At 64.2% G+C, this 19,102-nt stretch carries 14 protein-coding genes; 6 read left to right on the forward strand and 8 right to left on the reverse strand.

What is annotated here, in order from left to right; genetic code table 11:
- Positions 1-54: 54 nt before the first annotated feature.
- The 6 genes from NLY37_RS20535 to NLY37_RS20560 all read right to left on the reverse strand — a co-directional run bounded on the left by NLY37_RS20535 (position 55) and on the right by NLY37_RS20560 (position 8,609).
- Positions 55-471, reverse strand: a complete 417-nt coding sequence (locus NLY37_RS20535) for a DOPA 4,5-dioxygenase family protein (protein WP_023742762.1) — start codon at positions 469-471, stop codon at positions 55-57.
- 350 nt (positions 472-821) lie between these two features.
- A complete protein-coding gene (locus NLY37_RS20540; RefSeq protein WP_023707271.1) occupies positions 822-980 on the reverse strand; it encodes a DUF3309 family protein in 159 nt (52 codons plus the stop codon).
- A 96-nt stretch (positions 981-1,076) separates the two neighbouring features.
- On the reverse strand, positions 1,077-4,241 hold the full coding sequence (locus NLY37_RS20545; protein WP_023742761.1) for an efflux RND transporter permease subunit: 3,165 nt from the start codon (positions 4,239-4,241) through the stop codon (positions 1,077-1,079).
- 65 nt (positions 4,242-4,306) lie between these two features.
- Entirely contained in the window at positions 4,307-5,485 is a 1,179-nt protein-coding gene (locus tag NLY37_RS20550; protein WP_031246449.1) for an efflux RND transporter periplasmic adaptor subunit, read from the reverse strand.
- Between the two features lie 519 nt (positions 5,486-6,004).
- On the reverse strand, positions 6,005-7,135 hold the full coding sequence (locus NLY37_RS20555; protein WP_023742759.1) for a patatin-like phospholipase family protein: 1,131 nt from the start codon (positions 7,133-7,135) through the stop codon (positions 6,005-6,007).
- A gap of 385 nt (positions 7,136-7,520) precedes the next feature.
- Positions 7,521-8,609, reverse strand: coding sequence for a citrate synthase/methylcitrate synthase (locus NLY37_RS20560; RefSeq protein ID WP_023742758.1), 1,089 nt, complete (start codon positions 8,607-8,609; stop codon positions 7,521-7,523).
- A gap of 93 nt (positions 8,610-8,702) precedes the next feature.
- Between NLY37_RS20560 and NLY37_RS20565 the strand changes: the two genes are divergently transcribed.
- Positions 8,703-9,842, forward strand: coding sequence for a citrate synthase (locus NLY37_RS20565; protein ID WP_286440136.1), 1,140 nt, complete (start codon positions 8,703-8,705; stop codon positions 9,840-9,842).
- On the opposite strand, the gene ftrA is transcribed toward NLY37_RS20565, so the two are convergent.
- Positions 9,839-10,831 carry a transcriptional regulator FtrA gene (gene ftrA, locus NLY37_RS20570; RefSeq protein ID WP_031246448.1) on the reverse strand — a complete coding sequence of 331 codons (993 nt, stop codon included), beginning with the start codon at positions 10,829-10,831 and terminating at the stop codon, positions 9,839-9,841. The two genes, NLY37_RS20565 and ftrA, sit on opposite strands and share 4 nt — an antisense overlap.
- Before the next feature lie 89 nt (positions 10,832-10,920).
- Here ftrA and NLY37_RS20575 point away from each other — a divergent pair, with 89 nt between their 5' ends.
- Entirely contained in the window at positions 10,921-11,340 is a 420-nt protein-coding gene (locus NLY37_RS20575) for a rhodanese-like domain-containing protein (protein ID WP_023742754.1), read from the forward strand.
- A gap of 11 nt (positions 11,341-11,351) precedes the next feature.
- Positions 11,352-11,846, forward strand: coding sequence for a GNAT family N-acetyltransferase (locus NLY37_RS20580; RefSeq protein ID WP_023731810.1), 495 nt, complete (start codon positions 11,352-11,354; stop codon positions 11,844-11,846).
- 45 nt (positions 11,847-11,891) lie between these two features.
- Here NLY37_RS20580 and phaR read toward each other — a convergent pair whose 3' ends face one another.
- Entirely contained in the window at positions 11,892-12,506 is a 615-nt protein-coding gene (phaR, locus tag NLY37_RS20585) for a polyhydroxyalkanoate synthesis repressor PhaR (protein ID WP_023731809.1), read from the reverse strand.
- 302 nt (positions 12,507-12,808) lie between these two features.
- On the opposite strand from phaR, the gene NLY37_RS20590 reads away from it, so the two are divergent.
- The 3 genes from NLY37_RS20590 (at position 12,809) to NLY37_RS20600 (ending at position 19,087) form a co-directional block, all read left to right on the forward strand.
- A complete protein-coding gene (locus NLY37_RS20590) occupies positions 12,809-13,993 on the forward strand; it encodes an acetyl-CoA C-acetyltransferase (protein WP_023673832.1) in 1,185 nt (394 codons plus the stop codon).
- Between the two features lie 129 nt (positions 13,994-14,122).
- Entirely contained in the window at positions 14,123-14,848 is a 726-nt protein-coding gene (gene phbB / locus NLY37_RS20595) for an acetoacetyl-CoA reductase (RefSeq protein ID WP_286440137.1), read from the forward strand.
- Between the two features lie 693 nt (positions 14,849-15,541).
- Positions 15,542-19,087: a helicase-related protein gene (locus NLY37_RS20600; protein WP_286442912.1), complete on the forward strand. Its 3,546-nt coding sequence runs from the start codon at positions 15,542-15,544 to the stop codon at positions 19,085-19,087.
- Positions 19,088-19,102: the final 15 nt, after the last annotated feature.

The raw sequence follows: 19,102 nt of genomic DNA on the forward strand, positions 1-19,102 counted from the left end.
GCTATTGGTGAACGCGTCTCCAAGGGCCAAGTCTCTACTTTGCAGAACGCCTCCCTACGCCCCCAGCGTCGGCTCCGTGTTCACCTCCAGCGCCTCTTCCGCTTCATCCTCGTCACCCAGCACCTCGCCATGAACCCCCAGCGGCCGCCCGATCCAGATCGGATCGACCAGATGGTCGCGCTTTGGGTTGGTGGTGTTGGGGTGGATGAGGATGCTGAGGCCGCTGTGGTTCAGCATCAGCCAGGGGACCAGCGTGGCGAAGATCTCGGTGGCGAAGGAGACCTGGTACATGGCCTGTTCGTGCGGGCCGACCGGCTCGTCGCGCCAGTTGCCCAGGCGCACGCGGAAGCGTTCGCCGATGCGCAGGCGCAGCCATTCGGCGTGCTGCCGCTCGGCTTGCCCGTCATAGTAGATGTGGGCGTGATAGCTGGCGATCTCGGCGAGAGGCCTTGGCGGGCTGGCGGTGTTCACCTTGATAGCTCCCTCGGTGATTGTGGTGCGGGCAGCGTATACGCAAGCGGGCGGGGTGGCCAAGGGGGGCACAGCGTGTGCTCGTCATCTCGATTTCGGGCCAATCGCATATGGAGCTCCCCCACTCCGTCTCGGCATCGCCCAGCCACCTCTACCCCCACATTCGTGGGGGAGAGGAAATGCTAATCGCCAAGGTCGCTGCCTTGAAAAGCTTGGCATTTTCTCTCCCCCATGGACATGTGGGAGAGGTGGCCGCGAAGCGGACGGAGTGTGGGCGGGCGCCGCCGTATGCCTATTGCCAGCACTTCATCGGGCGAGGACCCGCTGATCGCAGAGGTCTCTTGCCCCGATCAAACCCTGCCCATCAGCACCAGGATCAGCAGCACCACCAGCACAGCGCCGACTATTCCGGACGGCCCATAACCCCAGGAGCGTGAGTGCGGCCAGGCCGGTACGGCGCCGATCAGGATCAGGATCAAAACGATGATGAGGATGGTGCTGACGGTCATTAAGAGTCCCTCGCCTTGCTGGTCGGATATGAGGGGACAATGCAAAAGGCCGCCCGGTTGTTCCGGACGGCCTTTTGTCCGACTGGTTGAATGCAGCTATTCCGCGGCTTTCGGGAAGGCGATTGCCGGTTCATCGAGCGGGCTCGGCCCCACAGGCGCATCGGGCTTCTTGTCGCGGCCGAACAGCCGGCGGAAGAACGCGTAGAAGCGGCTGTTCTTGCTGCGCGTGAAGATCATCAGCATCGACGGCGTCACCACCAGCGTCAGCAGCGTGGCGAAGGACAGGCCGAAGACGATGGCCGAGGACAGCGAAATCCACCATTGCGTCGACGGCGCGTTGATCGTCGTCTCGTGATGGAAGATTTCGAGGCCAAGACCAAAGGCGATCGGCAGCACGCCGAGGATGGCCGATACCGCCGTCAGCACCACCGGGCGGGCACGTTCGCGGCAGGTCTGCAGCACCGCCTCCATCTTGTCCCAGCCCTCTTCGCGCAGCCGGTCATAGGTGTCGATGAGCACGATGTTGTTGTTCACCACCACGCCGGCCAGTGCGATGACGCCGATGCCCGACATGACGATGCCGAAGGCTTCGCCTGTCAGCAGCAGCCCCAGGAACACACCGATCGTCGCCATGACCACGCAGGACAGCACCAGAAGCACGCTGGTGAACTTGTTGAACTGCATCAGCAGCACCAGGAAGATCAGGAAGATCGCCGCACCGAAGGCCTTGCCGAGGAAGGCGCTGGCTTCAGCGCTGTCCTCGTTGGAACCGGCCAGCTTCCAGCGTATGCCGCTGTCGAGCTTCATGTCGGTGACCGCCTTGGTCACCTCCGCCTGCACCGCCGCGACCTGGTTACCGGCGGCGACGTTGGCCTGGACGACCACGGTGCGGGCGCCGTCGATGCGGTTGAGGATGCCGACCGTCGGCTCCGGCTTGCGCACGACGAAGTTGGAGATCGGCACCGAGCCTTGCGCGGTCTGCACCCTGAGCTCATCGAGCGTCGACAGCGTGCGCCGGTCTTCGGGCAGGCGCAGCCTGATGTCGACGGCGTCGTCGGCGCCGGCGGGCCTATATTCCGAGAGCTTCAAGCCATTGGTCACCAACTGCACCACGGTGCCGACCGCGGTCGGGCTGATGCCGTACTGCGCCGCCTTGGCGCGGTCGACCTCGAGCGCCCAGTCGACGCCGGGCGGCGGCAGGCCGTCGGAAACGTCGATGACGCCGGGCACCTTGGCGATGCGCGCCGCGACCGCACGGGCCTGGTCGTCAAGCCCTTTTGGATCGATGGCTGAAAGCCGGAGCTGGACCGCCTTGCCTGTGGGAGGACCGGCCTCCGGCACGCGCACTTCGACATCGACGCCGGGAATGCCGGCCATGACGGTGCGCAGCTCATCCAGGATATTGTTCGCCGATTTGCGCTCGCGCCAGTCGATGAACTCATACTGGATGACGCCGACGACGTCCTCCGGCACGTCCTGTCCGCCGCCCTGCGTCTTGCCGACGCGGGTGTAGACCGATTTCACGCCGGGCCAGCCGAGCAGCCGGTTTTCGGCGATCCTGGTTGCCGTATCCATTTCGGCCAGCGAGAGATTGCCGCGGGCATGCACATAGAGCAGGCCGTAGTCGGGCTCGACGCTGGGGAAGAACTCGACGCCGGCGCCGTATTTGGAATAGGCGAAGCCAACGCCGGTCAAAAGCACGGCGGTAAGCACCAGCACGGTGATGGGGAAGCGCACCGCCTGCTTGACCAGCGCCATGTACCAGCCGTCGCGATTGTGTTCCTCGTGATGCTCCGGCGCCTTGGCGAAGAGCGCGCCCAGCGTCGGCGCGAACACCAGCGCATAAAGCATCGAGGCCGACAGCGTGACGATCAGCGTGATCGGCATGTATTTCATGAAGTCGCCGATGATGCCGGGCCAGAACAGCAGCGGCGAAAACGCCGCGATGCGCGTCATCGTCGCGGCGATGACCGGACCGGCCATGCGCTTGGCGGCCAGCGTGAAGGCTTCCGCCTTCGGCATGCCTTCGCCCATGCGCCTTTCGGCGAATTCGGTGACGATGATGGCGTCGTCGACCAGCATGCCGACCGCCAGGATAAGGCTGAACAGCACGATCATGTTGATCGTGTAGCCCATCATCGCAAGCAGCAGGATGCCGATGAGGAAGGATGACGGAATGGCAAGCCCGATCAGCAGCGAGGCGCGTCCCGACAGTGCATAGAGGATGACGATGAACACCAGGATGACGGCGATCATCACGTGGTTCTGCAGGTCGCCCAGCAGCTGGTTGACGAAGACGGACTTGTCCTGCGTGTAGGTTATGTTCATGCCTTCCGGCATGGTCTTGACGTAGGCGTCGGACACTTCCCGCACCTTGGCCAGCGTGTCGATCAGATTGGCGCCGATGCGCTTCTTGACTTCAATGGCGATGGCCGGCTTGCCGTTGAGGCGGGTGATGGTCGTGGCATCGGCAAAGGTCGACCGGATCGTGGCGATGTCCTTGGCCTGGACGACGGCATTGGGTCCGGCAACCACCGGCAGCGACGCCACATCCTCTGGTGTTTCGATCAGCGACGGCACCTTGACCGCGTATTTGCCTTCCGAACCCTCGATATTGCCGGCGGCGACCAGGCTGTTGGAAGCGCCGACCGCGCCGATCAACTGGTCGAGCTGCAGGCCGTAGGAGGACAGCTTCATCGGGTCGATGACGACCTCGACGAGATCGTCGCGCGCGCCTTGTATGGTGCCCTCAAGAACGCCCGGGACTTCCTCGATGCGGTCGCGCAGTTCGCGCGCCGCCGCCGTAAGCACACGCTCGGGCACATCGCCGGACAGCGTGACGACCAGGACGGGAAACTCGGAAATGTTGACCTCGGTAACAACCGGTTCTTCTGCCGCTTGGGGAAGGTCAGCCTTCGCGTCCTGAACCTTCGAGCGTGTATCAGTCACCGCGGTGTCGACTTTTATAGACGGCAGAAACTCAAGGAAGACAAAGGCACCGCCCTGATAGGCGGATGATTTCATCTCCTTTAACCCCTTGAGACTCTTAAGCTTTGCCTCCAGAGGCCTAAGCAGAAGTCTTTCAGCGTCTTCGGGCGCGATGCCTTGATAGGCAACATTTATATAAACATAAGGGGTAGGAACGTCGGGTTCCGCTTCCTTCGGTGTCGACTGATAGGCGACCCAGCCCGCCAGCAGCAGGAAGACCAGCACCGCAATGGTCAGCCGGGCATTGTTGATCGCGAGTTTGACGATATCCATGGCCTGTTCTCAAGATTTCAGGAGCCGCATGGCGGCCGGTTGTCCCCGCCCGGGGCCACCCGGCGCTACTGCGTTGTCGCTTCGCCCAACAGTTTCTGGATGGTCGCCTGGTCGGCCTCGACCGGCTTGACGACGTCCCCTTCCTTGACGAGCTCCTGGCCGGCGACGATGACGCGGGCATCGGCGGGAATGCCGCCAAGCACCAGGCCCTTCGGCGAGTCATCGACCAGGTCGATCGGGAAGAACACCACCTTGTTGTCCTTGTCGACGGCGCGGATGCCGAGGTCTCCCTTGTCGCCCAGCGTCACCACGGAGCGCGGCAACATGACGGCGTCGGTCGGCTGCGCGCTGAGCGCAATCTCTGCCGTCATGCCGGCCGGCACCGAGCCGTCGGCATTGGGGACGGCGATCTCGACGCGGAAGGTTCGGGTCGCCGACGAGGCGTCGCGGCTGATGTAGCGCACCGTGCCTTCGACGGTCTGGCCGCTGACCAGCCGCACAGCAGCCTTGTCGCCGAGCTTGAGATAGCCGAGGTCGCGTTCGCTGACTTCGCCGCGCGCAATCACCGGATCGAGCTTGAGGATGGTTGCCACCTCGCCGCCCTGCATGATGGAACTGCCGAGCTCCACCGGCACCCGGTCGATGACGCCGTCGAAGGGCGCCTTGACCAGATTGCGCTCGAGTTCGGCCTGCGCCGTTTCCAGCTGCGACTGCGCAGCGGTCAGGTTCGAACGCGCCGTGTCGAGCTGCAGCTTGGGCAGATTGCCGGTCTTCATGAGCCGCAGCGATGCGTCGAGTTCAGCCTGGCGCTGCACGACGAGCTGCCTGGCATTGTCGACCATCGAGATCTTTTCTTCGGCCGCCAGCATCAGCACCAGGTCGCCGGTCTTGACGTGATCGCCCTGCTTGACCGGCAGCTTTTCGATGACGCCGGCGACGCGCGTCGCCAGCACGGCGCGCTTGTCGGCCTCGGTCAGCCCGGAAATGCGGATGGCGCGGGCATAGGTCTTGCGCGGCGGCGTCACCACAGCGACGGTGCGCAGCGGCGCCTTCGGTTCGGCCTCGGCGGTCTTGGTTGCATCCGGTGCCTTGGCCTGATCGCCCGGCTTGGCCTGATCGCCTGCCTTGCCAGCACCTTCGACAGCGGCGCTGCCGACGGACGAGAACGCGCCTGTTCCCATCCAGGCGGCGAAGCCGATGAGCACGACAATAGCGGCAAGCTTGTGAAACCTGATCTTCGGCATCATTGTTTTTCCACTGCGGGGTTCGGCCAAGTCGTTATCCAACAGGGTGTCCGTCGTCTAACAGCTACCGTGTCTTCCAACTCGGGCGCGTCGCCGATATGGGTGCGCGCCAGGCCGTGTTCAATTTGCCGTGAACGGCGAAGCCGCGCTTCTACATCAAAGTTGCATCGCAATACAGTCGAAAAGTTGCAGGAACATTGTGCCAGGCGATGTAGTGTGGCCAATGGGAAACGGTTTTGTCAGCGCCCCGTCAGGCGACAGAACCACGGTCTCGGAACCATACGGGTGTTGGAGGCGCTTTGTTTTCAAGGCGTTTGAGCACTGACATTCTCCTGTGCCTGCACTAGTTTTTGACGCTCAAATGTGGGCGCGACCTGCGTAGCCACTCAGTGAATGGCAGCAGGCGTCAGTATGATTTTGTATACCGTCACACGCAACGGTTGTTCCGGGACGGAAAGTCATCGGCGCTACTCCGATTTGCCGAACACTTCGCTGATCGTTTGATCGATCCGGGCGGACTCAGGCCCGCCGGCGTTCCGCCTCCGGCTTCTTGCGGGCGGCGAGGAATTCCTTCACCCGCCGTCCCGGTGCCGGCCCGCGCACCGGTTTGAAGCCGTCATCGAGTTCGCCGGAAAGATCGAGCGTCGGCCGCTTGCCGACGGCGTCGTAATTCTCCTCCAGCCAGTCGCTCGCCGCTATGCGGCCAAGGTCGCGCAAATAGGTCAAAAAAGCCCATTCGGCGTTGACCTTGGATGACGCCGACAGATCCTTGAACGCTTCGTCGGCATCGATGCGGTGCATGCGGATGTCGCGGTATTCGCCAGGCGGCAGCCGGCCGGCGGCGATCAGTTCCTTGACGAAGGCGATCGAGCGGAATTCGTTCAGCAGCCCGGCATTGAAGGTGATCTCGTCGATGCGGTTCTGGATCTCGTTGGCGCTTCTCGGCGTGCCTTCGCGCACCACCGGATTGATCTGCACCAGCAGCACATCCTCGGTCGCCGCCGTCTTGAAGAACGGAAACAGCGCCGGATTGCCGCCATAGCCGCCATCCCAATAGGGCACGCCCTTGATTTCGACGGCGCGGAACAATTGCGGCAGGCAGGCCGAGGCCATCACCGTGTCGAGGTCGATCTCGCCATCGGAAAAGACGCGCAGCTGGCCGGTCTCGACATTGGTCGCCGAAATGAACAGCTCCATCGACTTGCAGGCGTGAACATTTTTGAAATCGATCTCCTGCTCGACCACGTCGCGCAGCGGGTTCAAGCCCAGCGGATTGGCGACATAGGGCGAAAACACCCGCGACATGGTGTCGAAGAAGAAATAGCCGGGCGTGTTCTCGATCGACCAGTTGCCCCAGGCGACGTCCCACGGCATGCGCTGCACCGGGCTGAAGCGGCCCTTGGCCGCCACCGCGCGCCAGAAGTCGTCGAGCTTTTGCCGTGCACCCTCGACGCCGCCGCGCACAAAACCATCGGCCAGCGCCACCGCATTCATCGCGCCGGCGCTGGTGCCGGACACGGCTGAAATGTCGAGCCTGCCATCCTCCAGCAGCCGGTCGAGTACACCCCAGGAGAAACCCCCGTGCGAGCCGCCGCCCTGCAGCGCGATGTTGATCTTCTTCGTTTCCTCCGCCTTGCCGTTTTTGGTCATGGCGTTCCTGTTCGGTTTGGTCGCTGCTGCCTCATTCCGCCCGGAAATCGGGCGGGTTCGACGGCAGCGGACTTATATTGCAGTGCAGCATATAAGGGATGACCAAGGCAAGAACACGAACACGGTCGCGTGATCACATGAAATTTTGGTCATGGGGAATGGTCCTCCACGCCGAGGTCTTCGCCCTACGAATACCCCTACCCTTGATCCCTCCCCACAAGGGGAGGGAGACTTGGTAGACGCTGATCTCAGCAAACCACCGACGTTTCGGCGGCGCGCGCCAGCTGCCCTCCCCCTTGTGGGGGTCCGAAGGACGGGCGAGACCCGTGGCTCGCCCCGGCAAGCTAGGGTGGGGTCCTCTTCGCAACAATCTGAACTTGGAACCTCAGGCCACGAGGTCCGGCACCGGCCCGACATAGCGCGACTGTGGCCGGATCAGCCGCCCGGTCGTCTGCTGTTCGCGCGCATGCGCGATCCAGCCGGCGACACGTCCGGCGGCAAAGACATTGCTGAACGCCTGTGGCGGAAAGCCCGCCGCCTCAAGCACAAGCGCTGTGTAGAACTCGACATTGGTCTGCAGCGAGCGCTGCGGCTTGGCGATCCGCAGCACTTCGAGCGCCGTGTGCTCGACCTTCTCGGCGAAGGCCAGCCGGCGGCCGGTCTCGCCCTCGCTGCCGAGTTGCCGCACGACGGCCTTCAGCACATCGGCGCGCGGATCGCGCACGCGGTAGATACGGTGGCCGAAACCCATGATGCGCTCGCCATGCGCGACCTTCTCGCGCAGCCAACCGGCCGCGTCGCCATGCGCCTGGATTGCATCGAGCATCTCGATCACCGGGCCGGGCGCGCCGCCGTGCAGCGGCCCCTTGAGCGCGCCGAGCCCGGCCAGCACCGACGATGTCAGCCCTGCCAGCGTCGATGCGACGACGCGTGTGGCGAAGGTCGAGGCGTTGAGGCCGTGATCGCAGACGGTGACCAGATAGGTGTCGAGTGCCCTTGCCAGCGCCGGCGACGGGACGGATCCCTCGAGCATCCTCAGCATGTCGGCGGCATGATCGGCCTTCGCGTCAGGTGCGATCGGCTGCTCGCCACGCGCCAGGCGCAGCAGAGCCGGCGTCAGCACGACGGGCGCTGCGATCAGCCGCAAGGCGTCCGTCGGTGTCTCGCCATCCGGCAGCAGCGCCATGCCGGCGCGCATGGCGCCATAGATCTCAATCGGTGCGAGCAGCGGCAGCGAGGGTGCAAGCCGCTCGAACACCTCGACGCGAGCCTTGCCCAGCCTCGCTGCCAGTTCGGCATCGCCGGGAAGGCCGTCGAAGAAGCCGTCGAGCAACAGGCGAACCACTTGCGCATAGCGCCAGCGTCCCGCCAATTCCGGCAGCGAATGACCGCGGATCGTCAGGCGGCCGCCAAGGCCATCGACATCGGAGAGCACGGTCTCCGCCGCCACCACATCATCGAGCCCGTTCGCCATATCTCATCTCCTTGCAGCTTTTCTGCATGGGAGATAAGGGTTAGGCTGCGCCTCGATCAATCTTGATCAATATAATCAATGTATGGGCTGAAAATGTCCGAATGGCTGTCGCGGGAAGAGGCGCTGGAAAGGCTCAAGGTCCGGCCGCAGACGCTCTACGCCTATGTCAGCCGTGGCCGCATCGGCATGCGGCCGGATGAGAGCGACCCGCGCCGCAGCCAGTACCGCGCCGACGACATCGCCGCACTGGCGACCCGCCGGGCGCGCGGCCGCAGTCCGTCGGCCATCGCCGAAAGTGCGATCGCCTGGGGCGAACCCTCGATTGCCACCGCGATTTCGACTGTGCTGCACGGCCGACTGATCTATCGAGGGCAAGACGCCGTTGCGCTCTCCAAAGCGGCGACGCTGGAGGAAACCGCCGCTGTGCTGTGGGCCTCGGCCGAACCAGTGACGTTCAAAGCTCCGTCATCTGAAGCGCCTCATCCAGTCGGCCGCGCCTCGGCCTTTGCGCAGCTTGCCATGCTTGCAGGCCAGGGGCGGCCTTCGCTCGGGCGCAGCGCCGCCTCGCTGTGCACTGAAGCCGCGCACACAGTCGCAGCGCTGGCGCAGTCGCTGGGCGCCGGAACCGGCACAGCGCCCGTCCATAAGCGCCTGGCGCAGGGCTGGTCGGTGAATGATGCCGGCGCGGAAGCGATCCGCTGCGCCCTCGTCCTGCTCGCCGATCATGAACTCAACGCATCGACCTTCGCCGCCCGCGTCGCAGCGTCCACAGGCGCCTCGCCTGCCGCATGCCTGCTGGCCGGCCTGGCAACGCTGTCCGGCCCGCGCCACGGTGGTGCCGGCGAAGCGGTGATGCAACTGGCTGAAGATGCAGCAGCCCACGGCGCGGATGCGGCGATCCGGCGCTGGCTCGGCCATGATCGGCCCTTGCCGGCGTTCGGCCATCCGCTCTATCCCGAAGGCGATCCCCGTGCCACCGCACTTCTGGAAGTCATCCCTGTCGACGAGACGCTGCAACAGCTGCAAAAAGCCGCCATGGCGGCGGCCGGTGCCCAGCCCAACATCGACTTCGCCCTGGCCACACTAACGCGCGGCCTTGGCTTGCCGCGCGATGCACCGTTCCAGCTGTTTGCGCTCGGACGCAGTGTCGGCTGGGCCGCGCATATGGTCGAACAGATCATTAGCGGCAGCATCATCAGGCCGCGTGGCCGCTATGAGGGACGCGTGACTTAAGCCGACCTGGCCGTGTTCCCGAACCGCGCACGGTACGCGACGGGCGTCGTGGCGAACTGCTGACGAAAATGATGCCGCAGCGTGCCTGCCGCGCCAAAGCCGGCGGTCTCGGCAATCCGTTCGATCGGCATGGCGGTGTCTTCCAGTAGCGTGCACGCCCGCGAAAGCCGTTCCGACAGCAGCCAGCGCGCCGGCGTGACGCCGGTTGCGGCCGCGAACCGGCGCAGGAACGTCCGCTCGCTCATACCGGCAAGCTCGGCCAAGATGGCGACGGGATAGTCGGCGGCAATATCGGCGCGCATCCTGTCGATCAACGGTCCAAGCCGGCTGCGCTCATGTGGCTCGGGAACGGAACTCTCGACATACTGCGCCTGGCCGCCGTCGCGATGCGGCGGCACGACCAGACGGCGCGCCACCATGTTTGCAGCCTTGGTGCCGAAGTCGCGCCGAACCAGATGCAGGCAGAGGTCGATGCCCGCGGCACTGCCTGCCGATGTCAGCACATTGCCCTCATCGATGTACAAAACGTCCGGAATCACGGTGATGTCGGGGTACATCTCCGTCAGCTTCTCGCTGTAGCGCCAATGCGTGGTCGCTCTTTTGCCCGCAAGCAGGCCGGCGGCGGCAAGCACGAACACGCCCGAACAGATCGAAAGAATGCGAGCGCCGCGCTCGTGTGCCTTTCGAAGCGCCTCGATCAGCGCCGGCGGCACCGGAGCCTCCGTTCCGCGCCATCCCGGTACGATCACCGTGCCGGCCTGGCCGATCAGATCGATCCCGCCGTCGGCAACAATACGCACGCCGCCCAGCGCGCGCATTTCACCGGTATCAATACCGGCAACTGCAAAACGGTACCAATCCTCACCCATTTCCGGCCGGGGCAAGGCGAAGATCTCAACCGCCACGCCAAACTCGAACGTGCACAGCCCGTCATAGGCAACGGCAACGACAAGAGGGTTGGCAGGGCGCGGATTCGCAGAGGATGGCATGATCTTGACGATATATGGCAAAGCTGCCAGCTGCAATCGCCCTGCTTCCTGTCTTATCTCTCCGTCGCATCAGCAATGGAGATACGAGGATGAGCCACGTGACAGACATTCCGGCGGCATCGCCGGATATCGCCCGCGACCATTTTCTGCTCCGGCTTTCCGTCGAGACCGACTGTTCCGACGTCGCCGCCGCACTGCGTGCCGGAGAGCCGGACTTTGTTCTCCTGCATGTGGTCGGTTCGCCGGAAGCCTATGGACGCCGCCATGTGCCGGGCGCGCTGCATCTGCCCCACCGCGAAATATCGGCCGGGCGGATGGTGCAATGGCCCGAAAGGACGCTGTTCGTCGTCTATTGCGCGGGACCGCATTGCAATGGCGCGGATCAGGCGGCCTTCAAGCTGGCCAGCCTCGGTCGTCCCGTGAAGATCATGATCGGCGGCATAACCGGTTGGCAGGACGAGGACCTTCCTTTCGCTTCAGGCAAGGAGCCCGGTGTCTTGCACGCGTGAGGCCACGCGATATGGTCGGCCTTGAAGACTGGGCAAGCATGCAGAAGGCGATGGTTAGAATTCGTCCATTCGTGCGCCAGGATGTCGGTGCGGTGCTCGCCCTCATACGGGCGCTAGCCGTCTTCGAGGGTTATGACGACAAGCTTCGCGTCACCGAAGCGAACCTCATCGAGCACGGGCTGGGGCCATCGCCCCGGTTCGGCGTGTTGGTGGCGGAGCGAGAGGGCGTGATCGTCGGCATCGCCGTCCACTACCTCATCCCCTGGACCTACGACCTGAAGCCGGTTGTCTGGCTGAAGGAACTCTACGTCACTGAAGCGACGCGCGGCATGGGGGTCGGCCATGCGCTTGTTGAACAGCTTCGCCAACACGCTTTGAGCATTGGCGCCTCCGCCATCAAATGGACGGTGCTGAAATCCAACTCGCCGGCCAAAGCCTTCTACCGCTCGCTCGACGGCCAGCCCGACGATATCTGGGAACCGTGGCAGCTGAAAATCGACCCGTGACGGCCGCCTCGACCAACTGAGGGCGGTCGACCATGCGGCGGTCGCTTACGACATCGTATCGAGCTTGCGCTGCATGGCGGCGATCTGTTGCTTCAGTTCCTGAAGGTCGTCGCCGCTCTTTTCCGCGACGTCCTTGCGGGCCGGCTCGGGTGCAGCCGCGGCCGCAGCATTTGTGGCGGCGGTCGGGAACGGCGTGAACAGGCGCATCGCGTTCTGGAACATTTCCATGTTGCGGCGTGTCTGCTCTTCCAGCGCCTTGATCGGCGTGGCGATCTTCATCACATCCAGCGGCGACTTGCCGATCGCGCCCTTCATCTGTTCGCGGAACCGCTCCTGCTCCTTGGAGAAGGCCATCATCGACTGTTCGAGGAAGCTCGGCACGATCTGCTGCATCTGGTCGCCATAGAAAGCGATCAGCTGGCGCAGGAACGGGATCGGCAGCATGTTCTGCCCATCCTTGTTCTCCAGTTCGAAGATGATCTGCGTCAGCACCGGATGGGTAATGTCGTCACCGGTCTTGGCGTCCTGGACGGTGAACTCCTCGCCCTTCTTGACCATCTCGGCCAGATCCTCGAGCGTCACATAGGTGCTGGTGCCGGTATTGTAGAGCCGGCGATTGGCATATTTCTTGATAATGATAGGGTCGTCTTTCGCGGCCATCAGCATCCTCCCGGGACACCGGCGCACCTGAGTAAGCCGCCGGTAACGATTGCGCCATTTTTAAGGATATGCGCAAAAGCTCTATAATTCCAAGCGCTTTGTGCAGTGCGGCATCATTTATTGCTGCATGGCCGGCCAATTATGCTGCGCAGCAAAGGTTGGGCGATCCCGCCGGCCGCTCACGCCCTGCTTGCGGCGCTTGGCCGGCATGCCCATTTCCGGTTTGACATGGGGTGTGGAACGGGCAAGAAAAGTCCCAACAAGCCCCCAAGAACACGACACCTCGAAGTCTGGAGAGAAAAATGTCCGCTTCCAATTCAATCGTCGTTGCCAGCGCCGCACGCACGGCTGTCGGCTCTTTCAACGGCGCCTTCGCCGCCACCCCGGCGCATGAACTTGGCGCCGTCGTCATCAGGGAGCTTTTGGCGCGCGCCGGCGTCGAGCCGGGTGAAGTCGACGAGGTCATTCTCGGCCAGGTGCTGACCGCCGCGCAGGGCCAGAACCCCGCCCGCCAGGCGTCGATCAATGCCGGCCTGCCCAAGGAGACCACCGCCTGGGGGCTCAACCAGGTTTGCGGCTCTGGCCTGCGCGCCATCGCGCTCGGCATGCAGCAGATCGCCGCCGGCGACGCCACTGTGATCATCGCCGGCGGCCAGGAATCGATGTCGCTGTCGCCGCACGCCGAGCACCTGCGCGCCGGCGTCAAGATGGGCGACTACAAGATGATCGATACCATGATCAAGGACGGGTTGTGGGACGCCTTCAACGGCTACCACATGGGCAACACCGCCGAGAACGTCGCCCGCCAGTTCCAGATCACCCGCGACGACCAGGACCAGTTTGCGCTGGCCTCGCAAAACAAGGCCGAGGCCGCGCAGAAGGCCGGCAAGTTCAAGGACGAGATCGTCGCCTTCACGATCAAGGGCAGGAAGGGCGACACTGTCGTCGACCAGGACGAGTACATCCGCCACGGCGCCACCATCGACGCCATGTCCAAGCTGAAGCCGGCTTTCGACAAGGACGGCACCGTGACCGCCGCCAACGCGTCGGGCATCAATGACGGCGCCGCCGGCGCGCTGCTGATGAGCGAGGCTGAAGCCACAAGGCGCGGCATCACCCCGCTGGTGCGCATCGCCTCATGGGCGACGGCCGGCGTCGATCCGGCGATCATGGGCACCGGACCTATTCCCGCCTCGAAGCGGGCGCTCGAGAAGGCCGGCTGGTCGGTCAAGGACCTCGACCTTGTCGAGGCCAATGAAGCCTTCGCCGCGCAGGCCTGCGCCGTCAACAAGGGCATGGGCTGGGATACGTCGATCGTCAACGTCAATGGCGGCGCCATCGCCATCGGCCATCCGATCGGCGCGTCGGGCGCCCGCGTCTTCAACACGCTGGTTTTCGAGATGCGCCGCCGCGGCGCCAAGAAGGGCCTTGCCACGCTGTGCATCGGCGGCGGCATGGGCGTCGCTCTGTGCGTGGAAGCGCTGTGAAAGAGAAGTGAGTAGTGAATAGGGAGTAGTGAATGGGGAAGAAGGAGCAGCGCGGCGGGATATAGATCCCTACTCGCTACTCCCTACTCCCTATTCCCTTCTTCCGACCAAAGGGAGGAAGAACTTTCAATGACCAAAGTAGCGCTCGTCACCGGTGGATCGCGCGGCATCGGCGCCGCCATATCGATCGGCCTGAAGAATGCCGGTTACACCGTTGCAGCCAACTATGCCGGCAATGACGAGGCAGCGGGGAAGTTCAGCGCACAAACCGGCATCAAGGCCTACAAATGGTCGGTCGCCGACTACGACGCCTGTGCCGCCGGAATCAAACAGGTCGAGGCCGATCTCGGCCCGGTCTCGGTGCTGGTCAACAATGCCGGCATTACCCGCGACGCCATGTTCCACAAGCTGACGCGCGAGCAGTGGAAGGAAGTCATCGAGACCAATCTGTCTGGGGTCTTCAACATGACGCATCCGCTGTGGGGCGGCATGCGCGACCGCAAATTCGGCCGCGTCATCACCATTTCCTCCATCAACGGCCAGAAAGGCCAGGCCGGCCAGGTCAACTATTCCGCCGCAAAGGCCGGCGACATCGGCTTCTCGAAGGCGCTGGCGCAGGAGGGCGCGCGCGCGGGCATCACAGTCAATGTCATCTGCCCCGGCTACATCGCCACCGAGATGGTCAAGGCGATCGACGAGAAGGTGCTGAATGAACGCATCATCCCGCAGATTCCGGTCGGCCGCCTCGGCGAACCGGAAGAGATCGCGCGTTGCGTCGTCTTCCTCGCTTCCGAAGACGCCGGCTTCATCACCGGTTCGACCATCACAGCCAATGGCGGCCAGTATTTCGCCTGAACGACAGCATTTCGCCCGGTAGGACGGGCCGGCTTATGGCCCGTTTTTTCATCGCCGGCCGGCGATGTTCCCGGGCTGCGCGCTAGACATTGACCCGTTCCGGCACGCAAAGATTAACGATTTCCAGGCGCCCTGTGCAAAACCCGGTTCGCAAGCTGTGAATTCTCGATGGACAAGCTGTGGACAACACAAGATGTTGGGGTGAACAAACCAGGAAAATCCCGCATTCGCTGATTCGTCACCGATTCGTTCCGGCTTTGAGCGGAACGTTAACGACCAAGGCCGGAAACCACCGTCAAATGGTTAAGGCCGATTAAGAAAATTCAATAATTTCATAATGTTGACGAGGCGTATCGGATCACGACGATGCCCCGCCGGCAAAGGTTAACCCCAATGGTCCCCTTGCAGGAATCGGGCCAGTTTCCGCGATTCAGCATATGGTGAGACTCAGGCTCGCAAAATCCACATGTAGCCGTGAACAAAAGCTGAATCTGCCGGAGTCACTGATTCGTCGCCGATTCGTTCCAGACTCGTTCCAACTGTTAATTGAGACCTCAACGACGAACCGTGGGACTGCCGGCCGGAACATTCCGCTTTCGCTTCGCGCCTGAAATCCCTATGTGTCGCCTGTCATACGCGCCACGCGAGGCGCGCTCCCGACAACACGATGCAGAAAGCCTCATCTCCAGGCCGATGAACATCCAGCCGAAACACACCGAGCCGCTGATCCTGTCGGGCCGCGACGTGACTGCCGTGCTGGGTCCGACCAACACCGGCAAGACCCATCTCGCCATCGAGCGCATGGTGGCACATGAGAGCGGCATTATCGGCCTGCCGCTCCGCCTTCTGGCGCGCGAGGTCTATGCCCGCGTCTGCGAAAAGGTCGGCGCCCACAAGGTGGCGCTCATCACCGGCGAGGAAAAAATCCAGCCGCCCGGCGCGAAATATTCGGTCTGCACCGTCGAAGCCATGCCGCGCGAGACCGACGTTGCCTTCGTCGCCATCGACGAGGTGCAACTCGCCGGCGACCTCGAGCGCGGCCACATCTTCACCGACCGTATCCTGCACCTGCGCGGCCGCCAGGAAACGCTGCTGCTCGGCGCGGCCACCATGCATGGCATCCTGCAAAAGCTGCTGAGAGGCGTCTCGGTGGTGACGCGCCCTCGCCTGTCGCACCTGGCCTATGCCGGCTCGAAGAAATTGACCCGCCTGCCGCGGCGTACGGCGATCGTCGCTTTCTCCGCCGACGAGGTCTATGCCATCGCTGAGCTGATCCGCCGCCAGCAAGGAGGAGCGGCGGTCGTGCTCGGCGCGCTGTCGCCCCGCACCCGCAATGCCCAGGTGGCAATGTTCCAGGCAGGCGACGTCGACTATCTCGTCGCCACCGACGCCATCGGCATGGGGCTCAACCTTGATCTCGATCATGTCGCCTTCGCCCAGAACCGCAAATTCGACGGCTATCAGTACCGCAATCTCACGGCGGCCGAGCTCGGCCAGATCGCCGGCCGCGCCGGCCGCCATCTGCGCGACGGCACCTTCGGCGTCACCGGCCAGGTCGACCCGCTCGATGAGGAGTTGGTCAAGCGCATCGAGGGACACGAGTTCGATCCGGTGAAGGTGCTGCAATGGCGCACCGCGCATTTCGACTTCGCCAGCCTCGACGCGCTGAAGCGCTCGATCGAAACCAACGCGCCGGTCGAAGGCCTGACGCGGGCGCTGCCGGCGGTCGATGCCCAGGCGCTCGAACATCTCTCCCGCGACGAGGACATCCGCGCGCTGGCTACCAATGCCAAGCGCGTCGCGCTGCTGTGGGAAGCCTGCGCGTTGCCGGACTACCGCAAGATCGCGCCGGCCCAGCACTCCGACCTGATCGCTTCTATCTACACCGACCTCGCCAAACACGGCCATGTCGACGAGAACTACATGGCCGAGCAGGTGCGCCGCGCCGATACGACCGAGGGGGACATCGACACGCTGTCGCACCGCATTGCGCAGATCCGCACCTGGACATTCGTGTCCAACCGGCCGGGCTGGCTGGCCGATCAGGCACACTGGCGGGAAAAGACGCGCGAAATCGAAGACAGATTGTCGGATGCGCTGCATGAGCGGTTGACGAAACGGTTTGTAGACCGCAGGACTTCCGTCCTCATGCGGCGCCTTAGAGAAAATACAATGCCTGAAGCCGAAATCAGTCCTACCGGAACCGTCCTTGTCGAAGGCCATCATGTCGGCGAGTTGCAAGGGTTCCGCTTCACCGCCGATCAGAGCGCCGGCGGCGAAGACGCCAAGGCCGTGCGTACGGCAGCGCAAAAAGCGCTGGCCGCCGAGTTCGAGGCACGTGCCGAACGCTTCGGCGCCTGCGCCAATGGCGACCTTGCGCTCGGCTCCGACGGCACGCTGCGCTGGATCGGCGCGCCGATCGGCACGCTGGTTGCCGGCGAGGACGCGCTGAAGCCGCGCCTGGTGCTTTTGGCCGACGAGCAGTTGACCGGTCCCGCCCGCGACAAGGTCGCCGCGCGCGCCGAGCGCTTCGTCAATTTCCAGATCGAATCCTTGCTGAAGCCGCTGGTCGACTTGAAGAATGCCGAGCAGATCGCCGGCATCGGCCGGGGCATCGCCTTCCAGCTCGTCGAGCATTTCGGCCTCATCAACCGCCGCGACATCACCGAGGAAATGAAGTCGCTCGACCAGGAGGGTCGCGCCGCCTTGCGCCGGCTCGGTGTGCGCTTCGGCGCCTACCACGTCTTCGTGCCGGCGCTGATCAAGCCGGCGCCCGCCGGACTGATCACGCTTTTGTGGGCGCTGAAGAACGACGGCAAGGACAAGCCCGGCTTTGGCGACGTGGTGCACGCGCTGGCCTCCGGCCGCACCTCGGTGGTCATCGATCCGGCTTTCGACAAGAGCTTCTACAAGCTCGCCGGCTACCGCAATCTCGGCCGCCGCGCCGTGCGCATCGACATTCTGGAACGGCTGGCCGACCTGATCCGGCCTGCGACCAACTGGAAGCCCGGTCTGGGACAGCGCCCGGACGGCGCCTATGACGGCCAGTCCTTCATGGTGACGCCGCCGATGATGTCCATCCTCGGCGCAACCGCCGACGACATGGAAGAGATCCTGAAAGGCCTTGGCTACCGCGCCGAGCCGAAGCCGCCGGCAGAGGTCAAGGCGCGGCTGGAAGCACAGGACAATGCGGCGCGGCAAGCGGCTGCCCCCAAGCTGGCTGCGGACGCGGCTGCAAAAGCCGAACAGGCCAAGGGGGCGGAAGCCGCTGCAAGAGAAGCCGCCGCTGAAGCGCCGGCCGTTGGATCGGAGCCGGATGCGGTTGCCGCCGCTGAGCCTGCGGCTGAGCAGCCCGTCGCCGAAGCCGCAGCGGAGGCTGTTGCTGCGGACGCTCAGCCGGGCGGGCCTCAAGAGGGTACGGAGCCAACTCCGGCCGCTGAAGCTACCGCCGAAGCTCCAGCCATCGCGGAAGCAACGGCAGAGCCTGTCGCGGACGAGCAAGTCGAAGCTCACGCAGAAATCGCGGAAGAAGCTCCGGCTGTTGCGGGAGCTGACGACACTGCCGACGCCACCGTCGCCGAAAACGCCGACGCCCTTACCTCCCCCTCGATGGGGGAGGCCGCGGCGCGAAGCGACGCGGGTGACAGCGCTGACGAAGCAGATAGTGCAAACGATGCAAGTGCAAGCGCCGACGCCGGCGCTGCCCCCACCCCGGCGCTGCGCGCCGACCCTCCCCACGAGGGGGAGGGTGGAAGCGCTGAGCCTGTCCCCGAGGCCGAAGCGCCAAAGCCCATCTTGCTGTGGCGGCAGGGTCGTTTCGAGCAGCGCCCGCGCCATCGGCAAGACAACCGCAGAGACAATCGCCCGCGTAACGGCCAGGCTAGCCGCGCCGATGCGCCGGCCGACGCTGCCGGCGGACAGCCGGCACCGGGCGAACGGCCGGCCTATCAGGGCCGGCGCGACCAGCGCGACGGTGCCGCCAAGCCACGCTTCGACCGTTCGAAGTTCAAGCCCAAGCCGCAGGCCGAGGGCGAACAGCGCCGCGACGGCAAGCCGCAAGGCGAGCGTCCGCGCGAGGGCCGGCCTGACTGGAAAGGCGGCAGGCCGGAAGGCAAAGGCGGACCGCAAGGCGCCAAGCCGGCTTTCCAGGCCAAGCCACGCGAGGAACGCCCGGCGCGCTTCGATCCGGACTCGCCCTTCGCCAAGCTCGCCGCCTTGCGCGACCAGTTGAAGAAATAAGCCCCAGGTTCGCTG

The sequence above is a fragment of the Mesorhizobium sp. C395A genome (genome assembly GCF_030323205.1).
Classification (GTDB): Bacteria; Pseudomonadota; Alphaproteobacteria; order Rhizobiales; family Rhizobiaceae; genus Mesorhizobium.

What these genes read in the sequence shown, in the direction of transcription:
- NLY37_RS20540 (WP_023707271.1), bottom strand. Translation starts at nt 980, where the DNA reads ATGACCGTCAGCACCATCCTCATCATCGTTTTGATCCTGATCCTGATC.
- NLY37_RS20545 (WP_023742761.1), bottom strand. Translation starts at nt 4,241, where the DNA reads ATGGATATCGTCAAACTCGCGATCAACAATGCCCGGCTGACCATTGCG.
- NLY37_RS20550 (WP_031246449.1), bottom strand. Translation starts at nt 5,485, where the DNA reads ATGCCGAAGATCAGGTTTCACAAGCTTGCCGCTATTGTCGTGCTCATC.
- NLY37_RS20555 (WP_023742759.1), bottom strand. Translation starts at nt 7,135, where the DNA reads ATGACCAAAAACGGCAAGGCGGAGGAAACGAAGAAGATCAACATCGCG.
- NLY37_RS20560 (WP_023742758.1), bottom strand. Translation starts at nt 8,609, where the DNA reads ATGGCGAACGGGCTCGATGATGTGGTGGCGGCGGAGACCGTGCTCTCC.
- NLY37_RS20565 (WP_286440136.1), top strand. Translation starts at nt 8,703, where the DNA reads ATGTCCGAATGGCTGTCGCGGGAAGAGGCGCTGGAAAGGCTCAAGGTC.
- ftrA (WP_031246448.1), bottom strand. Translation starts at nt 10,831, where the DNA reads ATGCCATCCTCTGCGAATCCGCGCCCTGCCAACCCTCTTGTCGTTGCC.
- NLY37_RS20575 (WP_023742754.1), top strand. Translation starts at nt 10,921, where the DNA reads ATGAGCCACGTGACAGACATTCCGGCGGCATCGCCGGATATCGCCCGC.
- NLY37_RS20580 (WP_023731810.1), top strand. Translation starts at nt 11,352, where the DNA reads ATGGTCGGCCTTGAAGACTGGGCAAGCATGCAGAAGGCGATGGTTAGA.
- phaR (WP_023731809.1), bottom strand. Translation starts at nt 12,506, where the DNA reads ATGGCCGCGAAAGACGACCCTATCATTATCAAGAAATATGCCAATCGC.
- NLY37_RS20590 (WP_023673832.1), top strand. Translation starts at nt 12,809, where the DNA reads ATGTCCGCTTCCAATTCAATCGTCGTTGCCAGCGCCGCACGCACGGCT.
- phbB (WP_286440137.1), top strand. Translation starts at nt 14,123, where the DNA reads ATGACCAAAGTAGCGCTCGTCACCGGTGGATCGCGCGGCATCGGCGCC.
- NLY37_RS20600 (WP_286442912.1), top strand. Translation starts at nt 15,542, where the DNA reads ATGAACATCCAGCCGAAACACACCGAGCCGCTGATCCTGTCGGGCCGC.